This window comes from Pseudolysinimonas sp. (assembly GCF_049651805.1).
Lineage (GTDB): Bacteria > Actinomycetota > Actinomycetes > Actinomycetales > Microbacteriaceae > Pseudolysinimonas_A.
Window position 1 is genome coordinate 53,464 of sequence record NZ_JBASCU010000022.1, and the last position, 17,012, is coordinate 70,475.

The 17,012-nt window shown below is 68.0% G+C and carries 16 protein-coding genes and 1 tRNA gene; 8 read left to right on the plus strand and 9 right to left on the minus strand.

Annotated elements, in window-relative coordinates; all coding sequences use genetic code 11:
• Positions 1-9: 9 nt before the first annotated feature.
• The 7 genes from WBL06_RS05715 to WBL06_RS05745 form a co-directional block, all read right to left on the minus strand.
• The gene (locus WBL06_RS05715; protein WP_424455012.1) at positions 10-843 is read right to left on the minus strand and encodes an amidohydrolase family protein; all 834 of its coding nucleotides are present in this window, start codon (positions 841-843) and stop codon (positions 10-12) included.
• Positions 840-2,003, minus strand: a complete 1,164-nt coding sequence (locus WBL06_RS05720; RefSeq protein WP_424455013.1) for a mandelate racemase/muconate lactonizing enzyme family protein — start codon at positions 2,001-2,003, stop codon at positions 840-842. Before WBL06_RS05720 ends, WBL06_RS05715 begins: the two co-directional genes overlap by 4 nt.
• A gap of 136 nt (positions 2,004-2,139) precedes the next feature.
• Positions 2,140-4,029, minus strand: coding sequence for a beta-galactosidase (locus WBL06_RS05725; protein ID WP_424455014.1), 1,890 nt, complete (start codon positions 4,027-4,029; stop codon positions 2,140-2,142).
• Position 4,030: 1 nt separating this feature from the next.
• Positions 4,031-4,930, minus strand: a complete 900-nt coding sequence (locus tag WBL06_RS05730; protein ID WP_424455015.1) for a carbohydrate ABC transporter permease — start codon at positions 4,928-4,930, stop codon at positions 4,031-4,033.
• Positions 4,927-5,814, minus strand: a complete 888-nt coding sequence (locus tag WBL06_RS05735; protein WP_424455016.1) for a carbohydrate ABC transporter permease — start codon at positions 5,812-5,814, stop codon at positions 4,927-4,929. The genes WBL06_RS05730 and WBL06_RS05735 overlap by 4 nt, the downstream gene beginning before the upstream one ends.
• Before the next feature lie 71 nt (positions 5,815-5,885).
• Positions 5,886-7,241 (minus strand): ABC transporter substrate-binding protein, encoded by a 1,356-nt coding sequence (locus tag WBL06_RS05740; RefSeq protein WP_424455017.1) that lies wholly within the window; start codon positions 7,239-7,241, stop codon positions 5,886-5,888.
• The gene (locus WBL06_RS05745; protein ID WP_424455018.1) at positions 7,238-9,346 is read right to left on the minus strand and encodes a beta-galactosidase; all 2,109 of its coding nucleotides are present in this window, start codon (positions 9,344-9,346) and stop codon (positions 7,238-7,240) included. The genes WBL06_RS05740 and WBL06_RS05745 overlap by 4 nt, the downstream gene beginning before the upstream one ends.
• A gap of 152 nt (positions 9,347-9,498) precedes the next feature.
• Between WBL06_RS05745 and WBL06_RS05750 the strand changes: the two genes are divergently transcribed.
• From WBL06_RS05750 to WBL06_RS05760, 3 genes are read left to right on the plus strand one after another with little or no spacing between them, the layout of a single operon-like run.
• Positions 9,499-10,521: a LacI family DNA-binding transcriptional regulator gene (locus WBL06_RS05750; protein ID WP_424455019.1), complete on the plus strand. Its 1,023-nt coding sequence runs from the start codon at positions 9,499-9,501 to the stop codon at positions 10,519-10,521.
• A gap of 17 nt (positions 10,522-10,538) precedes the next feature.
• Positions 10,539-11,237: a ThuA domain-containing protein gene (locus WBL06_RS05755; RefSeq protein ID WP_424455020.1), complete on the plus strand. Its 699-nt coding sequence runs from the start codon at positions 10,539-10,541 to the stop codon at positions 11,235-11,237.
• Positions 11,222-12,307 carry a Gfo/Idh/MocA family protein gene (locus WBL06_RS05760; RefSeq protein WP_424455021.1) on the plus strand — a complete coding sequence of 362 codons (1,086 nt, stop codon included), beginning with the start codon at positions 11,222-11,224 and terminating at the stop codon, positions 12,305-12,307. The genes WBL06_RS05755 and WBL06_RS05760 overlap by 16 nt, the downstream gene beginning before the upstream one ends.
• Here WBL06_RS05760 and WBL06_RS05765 read toward each other — a convergent pair.
• A complete protein-coding gene (locus tag WBL06_RS05765; RefSeq protein WP_424455022.1) occupies positions 12,290-13,015 on the minus strand; it encodes an SDR family oxidoreductase in 726 nt (241 codons plus the stop codon). The genes WBL06_RS05760 and WBL06_RS05765 overlap by 18 nt on opposite strands.
• 170 nt (positions 13,016-13,185) lie before the next feature.
• A tRNA-Ser gene (locus tag WBL06_RS05770) sits at positions 13,186-13,274 on the minus strand.
• 96 nt (positions 13,275-13,370) lie between these two features.
• Between WBL06_RS05770 and WBL06_RS05775 the strand changes: the two genes are divergently transcribed.
• The 5 genes from WBL06_RS05775 (at position 13,371) to radA (ending at position 16,679) form a co-directional block, all read left to right on the plus strand.
• Complete coding sequence (locus tag WBL06_RS05775) at positions 13,371-13,736, plus strand: hypothetical protein (RefSeq protein ID WP_424455023.1); 366 nt, start codon at positions 13,371-13,373, stop codon at positions 13,734-13,736.
• Between the two features lie 101 nt (positions 13,737-13,837).
• On the plus strand, positions 13,838-14,545 hold the full coding sequence (locus WBL06_RS05780; protein ID WP_424455024.1) for a glycosyltransferase family 2 protein: 708 nt from the start codon (positions 13,838-13,840) through the stop codon (positions 14,543-14,545).
• 115 nt (positions 14,546-14,660) lie between these two features.
• Positions 14,661-15,074 (plus strand): endonuclease/exonuclease/phosphatase family protein, encoded by a 414-nt coding sequence (locus WBL06_RS05785; RefSeq protein ID WP_424455025.1) that lies wholly within the window; start codon positions 14,661-14,663, stop codon positions 15,072-15,074.
• Positions 15,075-15,103: 29 nt separating this feature from the next.
• Entirely contained in the window at positions 15,104-15,232 is a 129-nt protein-coding gene (locus WBL06_RS05790; protein WP_424455026.1) for a hypothetical protein, read from the plus strand.
• A gap of 97 nt (positions 15,233-15,329) precedes the next feature.
• Positions 15,330-16,679: a DNA repair protein RadA gene (gene radA / locus WBL06_RS05795; protein ID WP_424455027.1), complete on the plus strand. Its 1,350-nt coding sequence runs from the start codon at positions 15,330-15,332 to the stop codon at positions 16,677-16,679.
• The last annotated feature ends 333 nt before the right edge of the window (positions 16,680-17,012 follow it).

A 17,012-nucleotide genomic window follows, 5' to 3' on the forward strand; every position in this document is an offset into this window, starting at 1 on the left:
CCAGTCTGTTCAGACGCCGTAGAAGCGCGACGCCGTGCGCCAAGACAGCTGTTCGCGCTCCGCGGGGCTGGCGGCCAGATCATCCAGCACCATCGACAGCCATCGGCCCGGGGCCAGCCGGCGGGGCGCCAGCGCCGAAACCGGCCAGTCGCTGCCCACCATCGCCCGGTCCGCGCCGAACGCATCGAGCGCCACCTCGAGCCACGGGCGAGTTGCGGAAACCCACTCCTGGTCGTCGCCCAACTCCGGCGGCATTCCCGACAGTTTCACGCTGACCTGCGGCAGGGCGGCCAGCGCGCGCAGGTTGCGCTCCCAGCTTCCGTCATCGCCGGTTGCGACCGGCGGCTTGGCGAGGTGATCGAGCACGACGGGCAGCTCGGGAACCTTCTTCAGCAGCGCGGTCAGGGCGCTGAGCTGGGGATGCCGGATGCACGCATCGAACGGTAGCCCCGTCGCCGCGAGGGCGCGCAGGCCCTCAAGTAGGCCGGGATGCTCGAAGAACGACAGCGGCTCATCCTGCAGCAACCGGCGGATGCCGACGGTGCGGCCGGCCTCGCGCAGCGCCGCTAGCTCGGTCACGACCCCACTGCCCTGCTCGAGCGGCGCGTGGGCCACGACGCCCAGCAGCTCCGGCCAGCCGAGAGACTCGGCCCAAGCCACCTCGCCCGTCTTGCTCGCCGGACCCGCCTCGACGAATATGACACCCGTGGTAGCCGGCGCTCCGGCCTGGTACTCGGCCGGAAGGTAGGGGCGATCCAGCTCACCCTCCAGCCAGGAGTACTCCAGAACCGTGGGATCCCAGATGTGCACGTGGCTGTCGATGAGACGTGCGGTGTAGTTCATCGGTCGACCGTACCCGCTGGCGCATCGGCGACGAGGCGGAGACCCGCACGGTGCGACCGCACCTGCGGCGCCTCGGACACGGCCCAACTGTCCGAGCGCTGGTTGACGGCGATGGCATCCTCGTCGATCGTGATTCCACTGCCGGGCTGGTCGCCGAGGACGACCCCGCCGTCGATGAACTGCTGGTCGACCGACACGCCGAATGGCGACCCGAGATCCTGCACTTCAGAGGAGAGGTGATTGGGTACAGCGACCGCGGCGTGCGCGACCGCCGGGTTCGCCGTCAGGCCGACCGGGCTGATCGGGAGGTCGCGGGCGTGCGCGGCGTAGGCAACCCGCAAGAAGTGCGTCACGCCCCACACGCACCCGACCTGCACGATGTCGACCGCGCCGCGATCGAAGAGCGGGGTGAACTGCTCGAGACCGGTGAGGTTCTCGCCCGTAGCCACGGCTGCACGGATCGCGGTGCTGAGGCGCGCGTGACCGGCAGCGTCCCAGCGTCGCAGGGGCTCCTCGATCCAGGTCAGGTCGCGGTGCTCCTCGATCGCGGTGACGTATCGCACGGCCTGCTTGAGGTTCCACGATTCGTTCGCGTCGAGCATCACCGCCGGAGTGACCCCGTTGCCGCTCAGCGCGTCGGCGACGATCCCCAGGCGTCGGATGTCGGCATCCAGATCGCGGCCGCCCTTGAGTTTTCCGCTGGTGAAGCCGCGTTCACCCATCGTGCGGTACCAGGTCGCGAGCTGGTCATCGTCGAGGGCGATGTCGAGACCGGAGGCGTAGCCGCTGACGAAGCGGTCGCGGGCACCGAGCAGCCGCCACAACGGTTCGCCGGCGAGCTTGGCCTTCAGATCCCAGAGCGCCGCGTCGAGTGTGCCGATTCCCCCGAACGTCGCACCCGAGTGACCCGCCTTGAACACGCGGGCGAGCATGCGGTCGTAGAGCGCGGTCACGGCGCGGGGGTCTTCCCCCTCGATCGCCGGGAAGAGCCGGTCGATGTCGTGGTGAGACCCCATGCCGATGCCTTCGATGCCCTGGTCGGTCTCGAGCACGACGATCGGGACCGCGCTGATACCCGGATCGGTGAACCCGTTCACGTCTCCGACGGGCCGGCCCCAGTCACGGAACGTCCGCAGACAGCGGTAGCCGGTGATCTTCATATCTCGCCCCTCGTCGGTGGTGCTGCCAGAGGATGCGGTCGGCGGTGAACCTCAACCACAGTCACCGCCGACCGGTCCTTGGGTAGCTAGTGCGGCCTGCTCGCGGGCGCGAAGAGAGGCATCAGGGGTACCCAAGTCAATTGGCCCGGTCGTCAATTGAGACGGTCTGCGAGCCGTGATCGATCGCGAAGCGGTACCGGCCGCGTTGCACGCGTTCGACGGTGCCAGCGGGATCGGTCGCGACGTCGGCGGATGCGAGCACATCGTCGAGCAGCTCGCCCGTGAGGGTGCGGTCGGGCAGCGTCGCGACGTACCAGGCGTTCAGCCGCCGCGTGATGGCGGCACCGCCGGCGAGGTCGCCGGAGCCGAACACCGAGAGCACGTCGGCATCCGACACCCGCACGTGCTCGCTCCACAGCGTTCCCGTGCCCGCGAGCTCACCCTCAAGTGCGACCGTCGGCGGTGTGCCCGTACCCTCTCTCCGGAGGTCCGGCGGCGCGAGCGGAGCGAACTCTTCGACGCGCACGCCGAGGGTCGCCTGCAGCGATCCGAGGTAGCCGTCCGAGGTGATATGCATCGCTTCATCGACGATGCCGGTCTGGAAGGTCACGACGAGATGGCCACCCCCATCCGCGTAGGCGGCGAGGTTGTCGAGCGAGGCCTCGCTCGCGCAGAAGAGGCTCGGCACGATCACGACGTCGTACCCCGACAGGTCCGCATCGGCGCGCACGAAGTCGGCGACGACGTTCCGCTCGAAGAGCGGCGTATACCAGGCGAAGGCGTGCTCGAGGTAGCTCAGCCTCGCAGGCACCGCCTCCTGCTCGAGACTCCACCAGCTATCCCACTCGAAGACGATCGCGACCCGCGCCTCGACGCGGCTGCCCTCGATCTCCGCGAGGCCGGCGAGGTCGGCACCGAGTTCGGTGATCTCGCGCCACACCCTCGTGTCGGTGCCTGCGTGCGGCACCATGCCCGAGTGGAACTTCTCGGCGCCGGCCACCGACTGCCGCCATTGGAAGAACAGGATGCCGTCGGCACCGCGCGCGACCGCTTGCTTCGACCACGCCGCCATCTGACCCGGCGCCTTCGGCGCGTTTCTCGCCCGCCAGTTCACGGCGCTCGGCGCCTGCTCCATGAGGATCCAGGGCTGGCCGTGGCGCAGCGAGCGCATGAGGTCGCGGGTCATCGCGGCGTACGCGGGGCTGACCGGATCGGCGGGGTCGGGGTATGAGTCGTCGGAGACGACATCCACCTCCTGGGCCCACGCCCAGTAGTCGGCACCCTTGAAGAAGCCCATGAAGTTGGTGGTGACCGGGAGGGATGGCGTCGCCGCCCGCACGATCGCCGCTTCGGCCCGATAGAGCTCGAGCAACTGATCGGCGCTGAACCGATCGAAGTCGAGGAGCTGCCCCGGGTTGGTGAATGTCGGCGTCGCTCTCGGGGGCTGCACCTCGGCGAACTCCGCGTAGCGTTGCGACCAGAACGCCGTGCCCCACGCCGCGTTGAGGGCGTCGACCGTTCCGTAGCGCGCCTCGAGCCACGCCCGGAACGCGTCGGCGCTCGTCTCGCAATAGCAGTGGCTGACGTGGCAGCCGTACTCGTTGTTGATGTGCCACATCGCGAGCGCGGGATGGTCGGCGTAGCGCTCGGCGAGCTTCGACGCGAGTCGTGCAGCCAGTCGGCGGTACACGGGCGAGCTCGGGCAGTATTGCTGGCGGCTGCCGGCCGACAGGCGCACGCCATCCTTCGTGACAGGCAGCACCTCGGGGTAGCGATGCGTGAGCCACGGCGGCGGTGACGCCGTCGCCGTCGCAAGATCGACGCGCACACCGGCTGCGTGCAGCCCATCCATCACGCGGTCAAGCCAGCCGAAGTCGAACTCGCCTTCACGCGGTTCGAGCATCGCCCACGAGAAGATGCCGACGCTCACGAGGTTGACGCCCGCCTCCTGCATGAGGCGTGCATCCTCGGCCCAGACCTCTTCCGGCCACTGCTCGGGGTTGTAGTCCCCGCCGTACCAGATCACGTCATTCCTTCACGCCGCCGGTCGCGAGACCGGTCTGCCAGTACCGCTGCAGATAGAGGAACGCGATGATGATCGGGATGATCGACACGAACGATCCCGTGATCACGGTCGAGAACAGTGCTTGCGCACCACCACCCGCGGCCGACGTCGCCTGTTGCTGCGCGAGGCCGACGGTGAGCGGCAGGAGGTCGCCGCTGTTGAGCATGATGAGGGGCAAGAAGTAGTTGTTCCAGGTCGCCACGAGCGTGAACAACATCACCGTGACGATGCCGGGCCCGAGCAGGCGGATGGCCACCTGCCAGAAGATCCGGAACTCGCCCGCGCCATCCACTCGTGCGGCCTCGATGAGCGAGTCCGGTACGGCGTCTGCCGCATACACGCGCATGAGGAACACGCTGAAGGGACTCACGAGCGACGGCAAAATGACGGCCCACGGCGTATTGGTGATGCCCCCCGCTGAGAACAGCCGATAGGTGGGGATCGCGAGTGCCGTGAGTGGGATCATGATCGCGCCCAGGGTGATGCTGAACAGCGCCTTGTCACCCGGGAACCGATACTTCGCGAACGAGTACCCGGCCATCGTCGCGAGCAGGCTCGCGCCGATGGCGCTCACGCCCGCGTAGAAGATCGTGTTCAGCGTCCACCGGGCGTAGATGCCGTCCTGGTACGTGAACACCTCGACGATGTTCGCGAACAGGTTGAAGTCATCGCCGAACCACAGCCCGAACGTCGTGAACAGGTCGCTGTTGTCTTTCGTCGACGAGACGAACAGCCAGATGAGCGGCACCACGAAGTAGAGCGCGCACAGCCACATCACCACGGTGAGCAGGTTGCTGCGGCGCTTGTCGCGGTTGTACGGCTTGCGGCGCGGCGCCGCCGGGATGATGACCTGGGCGGTCACGACTGGAACTCCCTTCTCTGGGTGCTCAGTTGCACGACGTACGAGACGATCATGATGACGATGCCGAGCAGGAATGCGATCGCCGCCGCGTAGTTGATGTCCTGGTTCACGAATGCGAGGTTGTAGGCGTAGAAGTTGGGCGTGAACGACTGCGTGATCCCGGTCGGCGCGATCTCGACCAGCAGTTTCGGTTCGCTGAAGATCTGAAAACTCCCGATGACCGAGAAGATGACGGTCAGGAGGATGGCGGGCCGGATCAACGGAATCTTCACGCTCCAGGCCAGTCGCCATTGGCTCGCCCCGTCGATCTCGGCGGCCTCGTACAGTTCGGTGGGAATCGACTTGAGGGCCGAATACATGACGATCATGTTGTAGCCGACGTACGCCCACGTGATGATGTTCATGATCGAGTACAAGATGAGATTGTCCGACAACAGATTCATTGTCGGCAGGCCGAGTGCGCCGGTGATCTGCCCGATCAGTCCGAACTGCTGCCCGTAAAGGTAGCCCCACATGAGCACGGCGACGACGCCGGGCACCGCGTAGGGCAAGAAGATGAGCAGCCGCAACAACTTACTGCCGCGAGCAAAACCGGAGTCGAGCGCGAGCGCGAAGAACAGCGCGAACCCGATCATGATGGGCACCTGGATCACGAGCACCAGGGCGGTGCGCCCGAGTCCGGCGAGGAAGCCGGGATCCTGGAACGCGCGCAGGTAGTTCTCAAACGCGACGAAGCTCACGCCGCCGATGAGCCGGTCGACGAAAAAGCTCAGGTAGCCCGAGTAGACGAGCGGTGCGATGAGCATCGCCACGAAGATGACGAAGAAGGGGAGGATGAATCCGTAGGCAACGAGATGCTGCTTCCGTTGGATCCTGCTGGCCATCTCGAGCTCCTTCACTCAGGCGGGGTCGGGTGGGGCGGCCCGGGGTGGATCCCCGAGCCGCCCGGGTACTACTACTCGTTGACCGTGAAGCCCTGCTGGGTCGCGTAGTCGACGAGCGCGGCCTGCCACGCATCCAGGCCCGCTCCGAGATCGCCGTGAGCCGCAACCTCGGCCCCGAACGTCTCGTTGAAGTTCGTGTACGCGAACTCCATGAACGGCAGCCACTGCCAGTCGGGGTCGACCGTCGTCGAGATCTCCGCGAACAGCTCGTTGACCTTCTGTCCGCCGTAGAACTCGGGCTCAGCGCCGGCGAACGCCGGGTCCTCCAGCACCGAGTTCGCAGTCGGGAAGAAGTTCTGCTGGGTCGCGAACAGCAACGCCGGTTCCTGCGCGTTGTTGATCCACTTCGCGAGCTCGTAGGCCGCGATCGGGTTCTCCGAGGTCTTGACGACAGCGTCGGCCGAACCGCCCCAGTTGCCCGAGGCCGGGTTGTCGGCGTCCCACTGCGGCAGCGGCGCGGCGCGCCACAGGCCCGACGTGTCAGCCGCGGCACCGGAGAGGAAGACCGGAGCCCACGCCGCCGTCAGCCAGCCGGCGTACTTGCCCTGGTTGAGACCCGCGTACCACTCGTCGGTGAAGTCCGGGTCAGTCGTGACCAGATCGCTCTGGATCATGTCCTGCCAGTAGGCCATCACTTCCTTCGCCTCGGGGCTGTTCACGTTGATCGTGACGTTCTCCCCGCCATCGAAGGCGAACGGCTTGACGCCCGCCTGCCACAACAGCCCGAGCCATCCGGCGCCCTGGTTGGGCGCCATGTTCCCGATGTAGGACGTCGTGTTCGCGCGCACCGCCTCCGCGGCGGCCCGGTAGTCCTCCCACGTGGCCGGGGCCTCGGTGACACCAGCAGCGGTCAGGATGTCCTCGCGGTAGAGGTGGCCCAAGGGACCCGAGTCCTGCGGGATCGCCAGGATCTCGCCGTTGTGGACGCCCTGGTCCCAGACCCACGACACGTAGTCGCCCGCGATGTCTTCGGCACCGTACGGCGTCAGGTCGAGCAGCTCGCCACTCAGGGCGAACGACGAGAGGAACTGGTATTCGAGCTGCACCACGTCGGGACCGCCGCTACCGGCTTCCACAGCGGTGCGTACCTTGGCGTAGTGATCCAGGCCCTGGCCGACGTTCTCGACCGTGACGTTGATTGCCGGGTACTCCGCCTCAAACAGGTCGACCTGATCCTGGATGTTGGGCACCCAGGTCCAGAACGTCAGTTCGGTCGGGGTGTTGAGCGCCTCTTCGCGCTCCTCCTCCGTGATCACATCGGTGTCGCCGCCCGAGCCTGTGCCGGGCGTGCAGCCGCTGAGCGTCAATGCCGCCACGGCAGCGATCGAGGTGATCGCGAACGCGGCTTTGCGTGCTCCGTGCCTCATGATTGCTCTACCTTCTCTTGTTTTGGGGTGGGAACGGCCCCGGATTCGGGGTCGCGTTGCTCGACCAGGACGGTGACGTCCCAGGGTTCGAGAACGATCGGGGATCCGCCGAGCCGCTGCGGCGGGTGAGCGGTCGCCGGCTCGGGCGACCAGTTACTGATGAACCAGATGCGCCCGACGGTGCTGCTGCCGGAGGTGACCGTGACGGTGGGATCCCACCGCCATTCGCTCACGCTCGTGGTCGGCACGGCCCAGCGAAGAACGGATGTCGCAAGGGCGAGGTCGGGCAGCGTGCCGATGTAGGTGACGCGGCCGGCGCCATGCTCGCGCGAGGTGACCGCCGGCCGGCCCGCGTAGATGCCCGAGGAGTACGCGGCCACCACGTCGGCGCCGTCGGCGACGAGCGCGTCGGCCCACCCCTCAGCCTGGCCGCCGCCGAAGGTGGTGCCGTCGATGCCGACCGGAGCGTCGAGCGTCGAGTACTCGTCGTACCAGACCCCCGCGGCGTCGGCGAGACGCCCGGGCGCTCGCTCGGGCCGGGCCCGGGCGAGCTGGTCGCCGTAGCCGGTTCGCATGCCGACAACGAGATGCCCGCCCGCCTCCGCGTAGCGCACGAGAGCGTCGAGTAGCCGATCATCGGCGATGTAGAGCGTCGGCACGACGAGGGTCGGGAACTCGGCCACGAAGTCCGCGGCGTCGCGCTGCCGGAACTGCTCGGCGTGCACGATCCGACTCTGAACGCCGGCCTCAAAGGCTGCGCGGTAGTAGCGATCGAAGATCCGCAGGTACGAAGCGCGATCCGGGCCGCCCTCGGCGTCGGCGAGGGGTGGGTAGAACTGGAAGCTGTGCTTCGTGTCGATCGAGTAGAGCAGAGCGACATCGGCGTCGGGCGTGAACCCCTCGAGCTGTGGCCCGAGGTCGCGCAGCCGGTGGCCGAGCTCCGCGATCTCACGGTAGATGCGACCGGGTCGACCGCTATGCGGCAACACTCCGCCCCAATAGGTTTCGATGCCGAGGTGCGGTGTCTGCCACTGCCAGTACTCGATCATCCGCGCGCCACGGGCCACGAGCGCGAGGCCCGCGAGCGCGATCTGGCCCGGGTACGGCGTGTGGTGCTGCCAGTGGGACTGCCCGATCGACTGCGCGTTCGTCTCGGTGACCAGGAACGGGGCCTGAGCCGAGCTGAACATGCGGTCGCCCTGCTCGTAGAGTGCCCACACTCCGCTCGTCCACCACATCGCGGTTCGCGGCACCTCGACCCCGATGCGGAGCGCCTCCTGCATCATGTAGTACGGGTTGCCGGCCGTGACATCGAGCGCCTGCACGAGCTTCTCGTCATCGATCGGCGGGCGCTCGTACGAGATGCAGGTCGTCACGAACTGGTGGGGATCCGCGTACTCGCGCACGATGCCGGCCTGCCACGCGATGAAGTCGGTGACGATCTCGGCCTGGTAGCGGCGCCACTCGAGCTGGTACTGCGGCGAGTGGTTGCCATCGGGACGCCAGAGCTCGTCCCAGCTGCGCAGGCGGTGCGACCAGAAGGTGAGCCCCCACTCGCGGTTGAGCGTCTCGACGTCTCCGTAGCGGCCTTCGAGCCAGCGCAGGAAACCGTCGAACACGCGCTGGTTGTGCAGCAGGAACGGGCCGGGCTCGTTGTCGACCTGGTAGCCGATGATCGCGGGGTGCTTGGCGTACCTCTCGGCGATCGCCCGGATGACGCCCTCCGCGTACTGCCGGAACAGGGGATGCGTGATGTCGACCTCCTGGCGCCACCCCCAGGGATGGCGCACCCCCGTGGCCTTCTCGCCCGCGAGGTCAGCATCCAGCGCGCGCAGCCACGGGGGCACGGCATAGGTCGGCGTGCCGAGCACCACCGAGATGCCGCGGGCGTGCGCACCGTCGAGCACAGGCTGCAGCCAGTCGAGGTGATACACGCCCGGCTCCGGCTCCCACGTCGCCCACACCGACTCGCCCACGCGAATGACCGAGAAGGACGCATCGGCCATCAGGTCGAGGTCGCGCTCGAGGTCACCGTTCACGCGGTACTCGTTGTAGAACGCTGCCCCGAACAGGATTCGGTCGGGTAGCAGGTGCGCGTCGGCCAAGGGGTTTCACTCCGTTGTGGCTGGGGGTGCCGGAATGTTTCCGACAACATTGCGGGGCGCGGCTGTCGGAATGTTTCCGGCAACATGTCGAGGGCACCATCATGTTGCCGGTAACATCGTCGTGTCAAGTCATGATTGCGTCGGAGGAATAAATGACCGAGACGCAACCCAGCGTCCAGCGGGCCGCCACGATCTATGACGTGGCGCGGGCGGCCGGGGTGTCCCACGCGACGGTGACCCGGTTGCTCAAGGGCTACCCCGGCATCCGCCCCGAGACCCGCGACCGCGTCACCGAGGCGATCCGCGAACTCGGCTACCGGCCCAATCTCAACGCCCGGTCGCTGACGACGGGCCGCTCGCACCGCATCGCTGCGCTCACGCATGACATCACGCAGGTCGGTCCGAGCAAGATCCTTGAGGGCGCCAACATCGCGGCCCGCGACGCCGGATACTTTCTCGACGTCATCACGCTGGATGCGCACGACCCCGCAGCGATTCGCGAGTCGATCGACCTCGCACTGCAGTTCGACCTCGCAGGTGTGCTCGCGCTCTCGTCGACCGACGAGGTGACGCATGCGCTGGAGACCGCGACGTTCCGGGTGCCGCACTACCTGGCCACCGGCCACGACAAGCTGCCGACCGACTCCACGCCCGGCGTCAACGGTCTGCTCGCCGTGTTGCGTCACCTCGCCGACCTCGGTCACCGCGATGTCGTGCACATCGCGGGCCCGCCCGGCTGGGTGGGGGCGCGCAACCGCACCCGCGAGTACGAGGCCGCGGTCGTCGAGCTCGGCCTGCGCTCTCGGGGCGTCATCCACGGCGATTGGTCCGCCCGCTCCGGCTACGAGGCGATCGCAACGCTGCCGGAGCAACTGCCCGCGACGGCGTTCGTCGCAGCCAACGATCAGACGGCGCTCGGTGTCATCCTCGCCCTCAACGAGCGGGGCCACCGGGTACCCGACGACGTGAGCGTGACGGGAGTCGACGACATGCCGGAAGCGGCGTACTTCTCGCCGCCGCTCACGACCCTGCGGCTCGATTTCGCTGCCCAGGGCAGGGATGCCGTGGAGCAGCTGCTCGCGCTCGTCGACGGCGGAGCGCCCCCGCCACTGCCGGCACGACGCCCTGAGCTGATCGTGCGTCGCTCGACCGGCCCAGTCCGGCCTCGCGAGTAGCGACCGCGAGTCGTCTCATGACTACGAAGAAGGCGCTGATCGTGCGAGGCGGCTGGGACGGCCACCAGCCTGTCGAGACCAGCCAATCGATCATCCCCTTTCTCGTCTCCAACGGGTATGAGGTGCGGGTCGAGGAGTCGACGGGGGTCTACGCCGACCGCGACTACCTGCCCACGGTCGACGTGATCGTGCAGGCGAACACGATGAACGTGATTGCGAAGGACGAAGTCAACGGACTCATCGCCGCCGTGCGATCGGGAACGGGACTGGCCGGGTGGCATGGCGGCATCGCGGACTCGTATCGCGACAGCGTCGACTATCTGCACCTGATCGGTGGCCAGTTCGCTCACCACCCGACACGCACACCTCACGATCAATTGGGCGGGCGACCTGACGACTATTTCGTCGCCCACACCATCAACATCGTGCCCGAAATGGCGGGCCATCCGATCGTGGCGGGAATCGGCGACTTCGAGCTCACCACCGAGCAGTACTGGGTTCTGTCCGACTCCTACAACGAGGTGCTCGCCACGACGACCGTGGCGGCGCGAGAGTTCGACGCCTGGACCCGGCCGGTTGTCGTCCCCGCGATCTGGACGCGCCAATGGGGGCTCGGCAGGGTCTTCGTGGCGACCCCGGGGCACGGGTTGGACGTGCTCGACAACCCCGATGTGCGAACCATCGTCGAACGGGGGATGCTGTGGGCGAGCCGCTGAGGGTCGGTGTGATCGGCTGCGGGGCGATCTCGGGAACCTATCTCGAAACTCTCGCGCGCCTCTCCGCCGTGGAGGTCACCGCCGTCGCGGATCTCGACCCCGCGCGAGCGCAGGCGGTCGGCGACCGGTTCGGGGTGCCGAGCATGTCCGTCGACCAGATCCTTCTCGATCCTCGGGTGGATCTGATCCTCAACCTGACCATCCCTGCCGCACATGCCGACGTGGCCCTCGCAGCGATCGCTGCCGGCAAGTCGGTCTATGGAGAAAAGCCTCTGGCCTCGACCACTCGCGAAGGTCGCGCCGTGCTCGATGCGGCGCAGGCGGCCGGCGTGCGAGTGGGCTGCGCGCCCGACACGGTGCTCGGCACCGGCATCCAGACCGCACGCAAGGTCATCGACGACGGCGTCATCGGCACACCGATCGCCGCGACCGCGACGTTCGTGAGCGCGGGCCACGAGTACTGGCACCCCAATCCCGACTTCTACTACCAAGCGGGCGGCGGCCCTCTGCTCGACATGGGGCCCTACTACGTGACCGCACTCGTCACCCTCCTGGGGCCGGTGTCGTCGGTGATCGGCAAGGCGAGTCGCACGCGTCCCACCAGAACGATTCACTCCGGCCCACGCACCGGCGAAGTGGTGACCGTCGACGTCGACACCCACGTGACCGGGGTACTCGAACACGAGTCCGGTGCCCTCTCGACACTGGTGATGAGCTTCGATGCGGCGGCGACCCACGCGTCGCGCATCGAGGTGCACGGCGATCTCGCGACACTCGTCGCCCCCGACCCCAATCGCTTCGACGGTGAGGTGCAACTCATCCGACCGAGTGCCGGCGAATGGACGACCCTGCCAGCAAGCGCCGGCTACATCGGAAGCGCTCGCGGCTACGGATTGGCCGATCTCGCCACGACCCCGGCCGGGGAAACGCATCGTGCCAATGGCGAGATCGCCCTCCACGTACTCGACGCCATGGAGTCGATGCTTCGGTCAGCGCAGGAAGGACGGTCAGTCGCGGTGAGCACCAGGTGCGAGCGCCCCTCTCCGGTTCCCCTAGCTTCCCTGAGCTGAACTCCACATCGCCCACTGCGTCGTCCTCAGGCGCCGAGGCTGCTGCAACGTGAAAACAATCGCGGCGGCAATATCTTCGGGGCGCATGTATTCGTCCAACTGAGGGTCACCCGCCGTCCTCCCTCTCCCCAGCGCGAATTCAGTGCTCACCGCCGCCGGGCACATGGTCGTCACGCGAATTCCTTCGGTGCGCAACTCCCGGTCGACCGCGCCGGCGAAGACAACCTGGGCGGCCTTCGTACCGGCGTAGACAGCTTCGTTCGCACCACCCCTGAGCCCCGCCACAGACGCGACGACGACGATGTCTCCTCCGTGCTCGCGAAGCTTGGGGACCGCTGCTCGCACCGACCAGACGGTTCCGAGAAAATTCGCCGTCACCATGTCCGACAGCTCTTCATCGGAGCCATCCATCACGGAACCGTACAGACCTACCCCGGCTGCGGCCACCAACGAATCCAACCTGCCGAACTTCGAGATCGCGGCCTCCACGAGGGACTGACTGGTTGCAGAGTCACGGATGTCGCCGGCGACAGCTACGACGTTCTCGTCCCCCAGTTCGCTCACGAGTTCGTCGAGGCGGTCCTGACGCCGAGCGGTCACCGCAACTTTCGCGCTAGCCGCAACCAGTGCTCGGGCTGTCTCGCGACCAATCCCCGAACTGGCGCCCGTGATGGCAATGACCGTGTTCTCAAGAGAACGGGTTTCCATAGTCAATCCTTCTTCGTCGAAGTAGAAGCCAATTGTTGGCTATCGATTTGCGCCGGTGGAGCGCAGCATACTGTTGGAACGTTGCACGACCGCGGGTGCGGAGCACACGTCGGCAGTCGAAGAGCACACGCCAGAGACCAGAAAAACCCCTGATCAACAGGGGTTTCTCTTGGCGGTACCGGTGGGATTTGAACCCACGGAGGCTATGAACCTCACATGTTTTCGAGACATGCTCCTTCGGCCGCTCGGACACGGTACCGCCGACGATCTTAGCCCAGCTCGCGTGCGGGCTTTCGCGGCTGGTTCATAGGTTCGCCCAACACTTCCCCGAGGCGACGGCGCGACTGTCGTACACATGGCAGACAAAGAGAACACCGAGGTGCCCCCGGCTGCTGAAGCCCCGGCACCTGTCACGACCGCCGCTCCGGTGACGGTCGTCCGAGAGAGGGGCAGCTGGGTGACGCCGCTCATCGCCGCTCTCGTCGTCGTCGTGACGCTCGTCGTCGGCGGCGTCAGCGGGTTCGCGCTCGCCGCCGCCACCCACGCCGGCGCCCGGCCCGCGATCGAGCAGAGCCAGCAGGGTCCCGGCGGGCAGGGCGGACCGCAGCAGGGTCCCGGCGGGGAGGGCGGCCCCGGCCGTCCCGACGACCGCCCCGAGCGGCCGGAGGACGGCGACGAGTCGACCGACGAGACCGAAGAGGGCGACTCGACCGAGGGCTGACCCTCACCCGCTGCCCGCGGCATCCGAACCCCCAACCGGATGCCGCGGGCCTCTGCTGTCAAGGGGCACCCCCGCAACCTCCCCCTGCCTATCGTCGAAGCATGCGATTGAGCGTCGCGATTCCCGTACTCGACGAGGAAGAACTCATCGGCGAGTGCCTCGAAGCTCTGCGGCAGCAGTCGGATGCCGTCGACGAGATCATCGTCGTCGACAACGGCTCCACCGACGGCACCGTCGACATCGCCCGCGCCGCCCCCGGGGTGACCGTCATCCAGGAGCCCCATCGCGGCATCACCTACGCCCGCAACACCGGGTTCGCGGCGGCGACCGGCGACATCCTCGCCCGCATCGACGCCGACACCCTCGTGAGCCCCGGCTGGGCCACCGCGATCCGCCGTGCATTCGCCTCCGACCCCGAGCTCGCCGGACTCGCGGGACCTGCCGGCCTCACCCGCCTCTCGCGCGGCGATCGGATCGTCGGCCGCACCGCGTACGAGGCCTTCCGCATCGTGCACCAACTGACGATCGGCGAGGGGCCGCTGATGTACGGGCACAACATGGCGCTGCGCCGGTCGGCCTGGCAGCGCATCCGCGACCTGGTCACGGTCGGCGACGATCGCATCAGTGAGGATGTCGACATCGCCCTCGCGCTGCACCACACCCACCAGCGGGTGGAGTACGAACCCGAGATGCTCGTCACCATCGCCGCCGAGCGAACGATGCGTCCGGCGAAGCTGCGGCGCTACAGCCGCGCCGACCGGCTCACGACTGCGAAGTACCGAGAGCTACGCAGTACTCGAGCGTCATGATCCGCGCGATGACCTGGAACACCTGGTGGCGCTTCGGCGGCAACTGGCGGCGGCGCGAGCCGGGATTTCTGGATGTCGTGCGCCGCGTCGATCCGGATGTGCTCGGCATCCAGGAGTGCTGGGGCGGCGCGCAACGCACCCAGGCGAGCGTGATCGCCGACCACCTGTCGGCGCACTCGGCTCTCTGCAGGAGCCGCTCCTGCCGTCGAAAGGCCGGCTGCTGCGGGCGCTCGTCGCGACGGTCCAACATCCGCTCGGTGAGCTGCGGGTGGTCGTCGGCCCTACCAGCTGGGAGCCCGACCGCGCCGACGAGACGGCCGCGCAGGTGGACGAGCTGCAACGGCTGGTCACCGACGGCGCCGCCCACCGGGTGCTGCCGAGCCTGCTGCTCGCCGACCTCAACTACGACCGCGACCAGCCGCCGCTCGCCGGGTTCGCCCTGCACGACGGGTGGGAGAGCGCCGACCCGGGCGGCATCCCTCCCTCAGACCACTACCCCGTCGTCGTCGACGTTGAGATCCTCGGCTGATCGTCGGTGGACGCCGGTACCATCGCCGCATGATTGAGATCTCCCCTGAGGTCGCGGCGATCATCGACCAGCGCATCGCCGAGGCCGACGCCAACCCGGGCGATTTCGTGCCACTCGACGAGTTCGAGCGCGAGGTGCGGGCTCGGCAAGGCGAGTAACCTTCTCCCTCCACCCGATCAGCTCCACAAGCTCGATCTACTCACACTCGAGCGTGGGCGGGGCAGCAGCGTCGGCACCCCCGCCTAGGCTGACCGCATGGCCCGCCCGACGACCCCCGGATTCGCGTGCCGGGAGTGCGGCTGGACCTCCGTCAAGTGGCAGGGCCGCTGCGGCGAGTGCCAGGTGTGGGACTCCCTCGTCGAGCAGGGCGCCCCGACATCCAAGGTGACGGCCGTCGCCGTCTCGGCCGCCCGCGCCGCCCGGCCCATCACCGACATCGGCACCGAGTCGAGCGTGCATCGCCCGAGCGGCATCGGCGAGTTCGACCGCGTGCTCGGCGGCGGCATCGTTCCGGGCGCCGCCATCCTGCTCTCGGGTGAGCCGGGCGTCGGCAAGTCGACGCTGCTGCTCGAAGTCGCCGCGCGCGTCGCCCAAGCCGGAGCCCGCGTGTTGTACGTGAGCGCCGAGGAGTCCGCCGCCCAGGTGCGGCTGCGCGCCGAACGCACGGGAGCCCTCAGCGACGAGCTCTACCTCGCCGCCGAGACCGACCTCGCGACGATCCTCGGCCAGGTGGATGCCGTGAAGCCCCGCCTGCTCATCGTCGACTCGGTGCAGACGGTGTCGTCCGCGATGAGCGACGGCGCCCCCGGGCAACCCGCGCAGGTGCGCGAAGTCGCGGGAACCCTCATCCGCATCGCCAAAGAGCGCGACCTGCCCCTGCTGCTCGTCGGGCACGTCACGAAAGACGGCACGATCGCCGGGCCGCGGCTGCTGGAACACCTCGTGGATGTCGTCTGCAGCTTCGAAGGCGACCGCCAGACCGCGCTGCGCTTCGTGCGCGCCCTGAAGAACCGGTTCGGCCCCACCGACGAGGTCGGCTGCTTCGAGATGACCGGCGACGGCATCGCGGAGGTTCCGGATCCGTCGGGGCTGTTCCTCTCCCGCTCGTCATCGCCCGTGAGCGGCACCTGCGTCACCATCGCGCTCGAAGGGCGCCGCGCCATCCCGGTCGAGGTGCAGGCCCTCATCGTCGGCACCACCGCCCCGCAGCCGCGGCGAGTCGTGAACGGGGTCGACTCGGCGCGGGTCGCGATGATCCTCGCGGTGCTCGAACGGCGGTGCGGGTTGAAGGTGTCGACATCCGATGTCTACGTCTCGACCGTCGGCGGCATGCGGCTCACCGAACCAGCCACCGACCTGGCCATCGCCCTCGCGATCGCGTCAGCCGTGAAAGATGTCGCGCTGCCGCAGACCTTCGCGGCGGTGGGTGAGATCTCGCTCGCCGGCGAGATCCGGCCGGTGCCGCTCGCCCGCCAGCGTCTCGGCGAGGCGAAACGCCTCGGCTACACCCAGATCGTCGACGGCGACGCGGGTTCCGTGCACTCCGCGATCGGCATCGCCTTCGCGGCCGCCCCCGCCGAGCGAGCAGCAGTCCCCGCGTTCTAACCCACCTCGGTGGTCGAGTAGCCCGCGAAGCGGGCGTGTCGAGACCCCGCCCCCGCCGAGCGAGCAGCAGTCCCCGCGTTCTAACCCACCTCGGTGGTCGAGTAGCCCGCGAAGCGGGCGTGTCGAGACCCCGCCCCCACGTCACTAGCTGGCGGGGTCTCGACACGCGCGCCGCTTCGCGGTGCGCTACTCGACCACCGAGTTGGCTAGACGGTATGTAGTGGCCCTCTTCTGGTGAGGGGGTCGCGGGACGGGGCCTCGCTCACAAAACTCGTGGGTTACCGGGTGGAGGTGGTCCGCCCGGCCTATCCGACAGTTGTGGGAGGCCCCGTG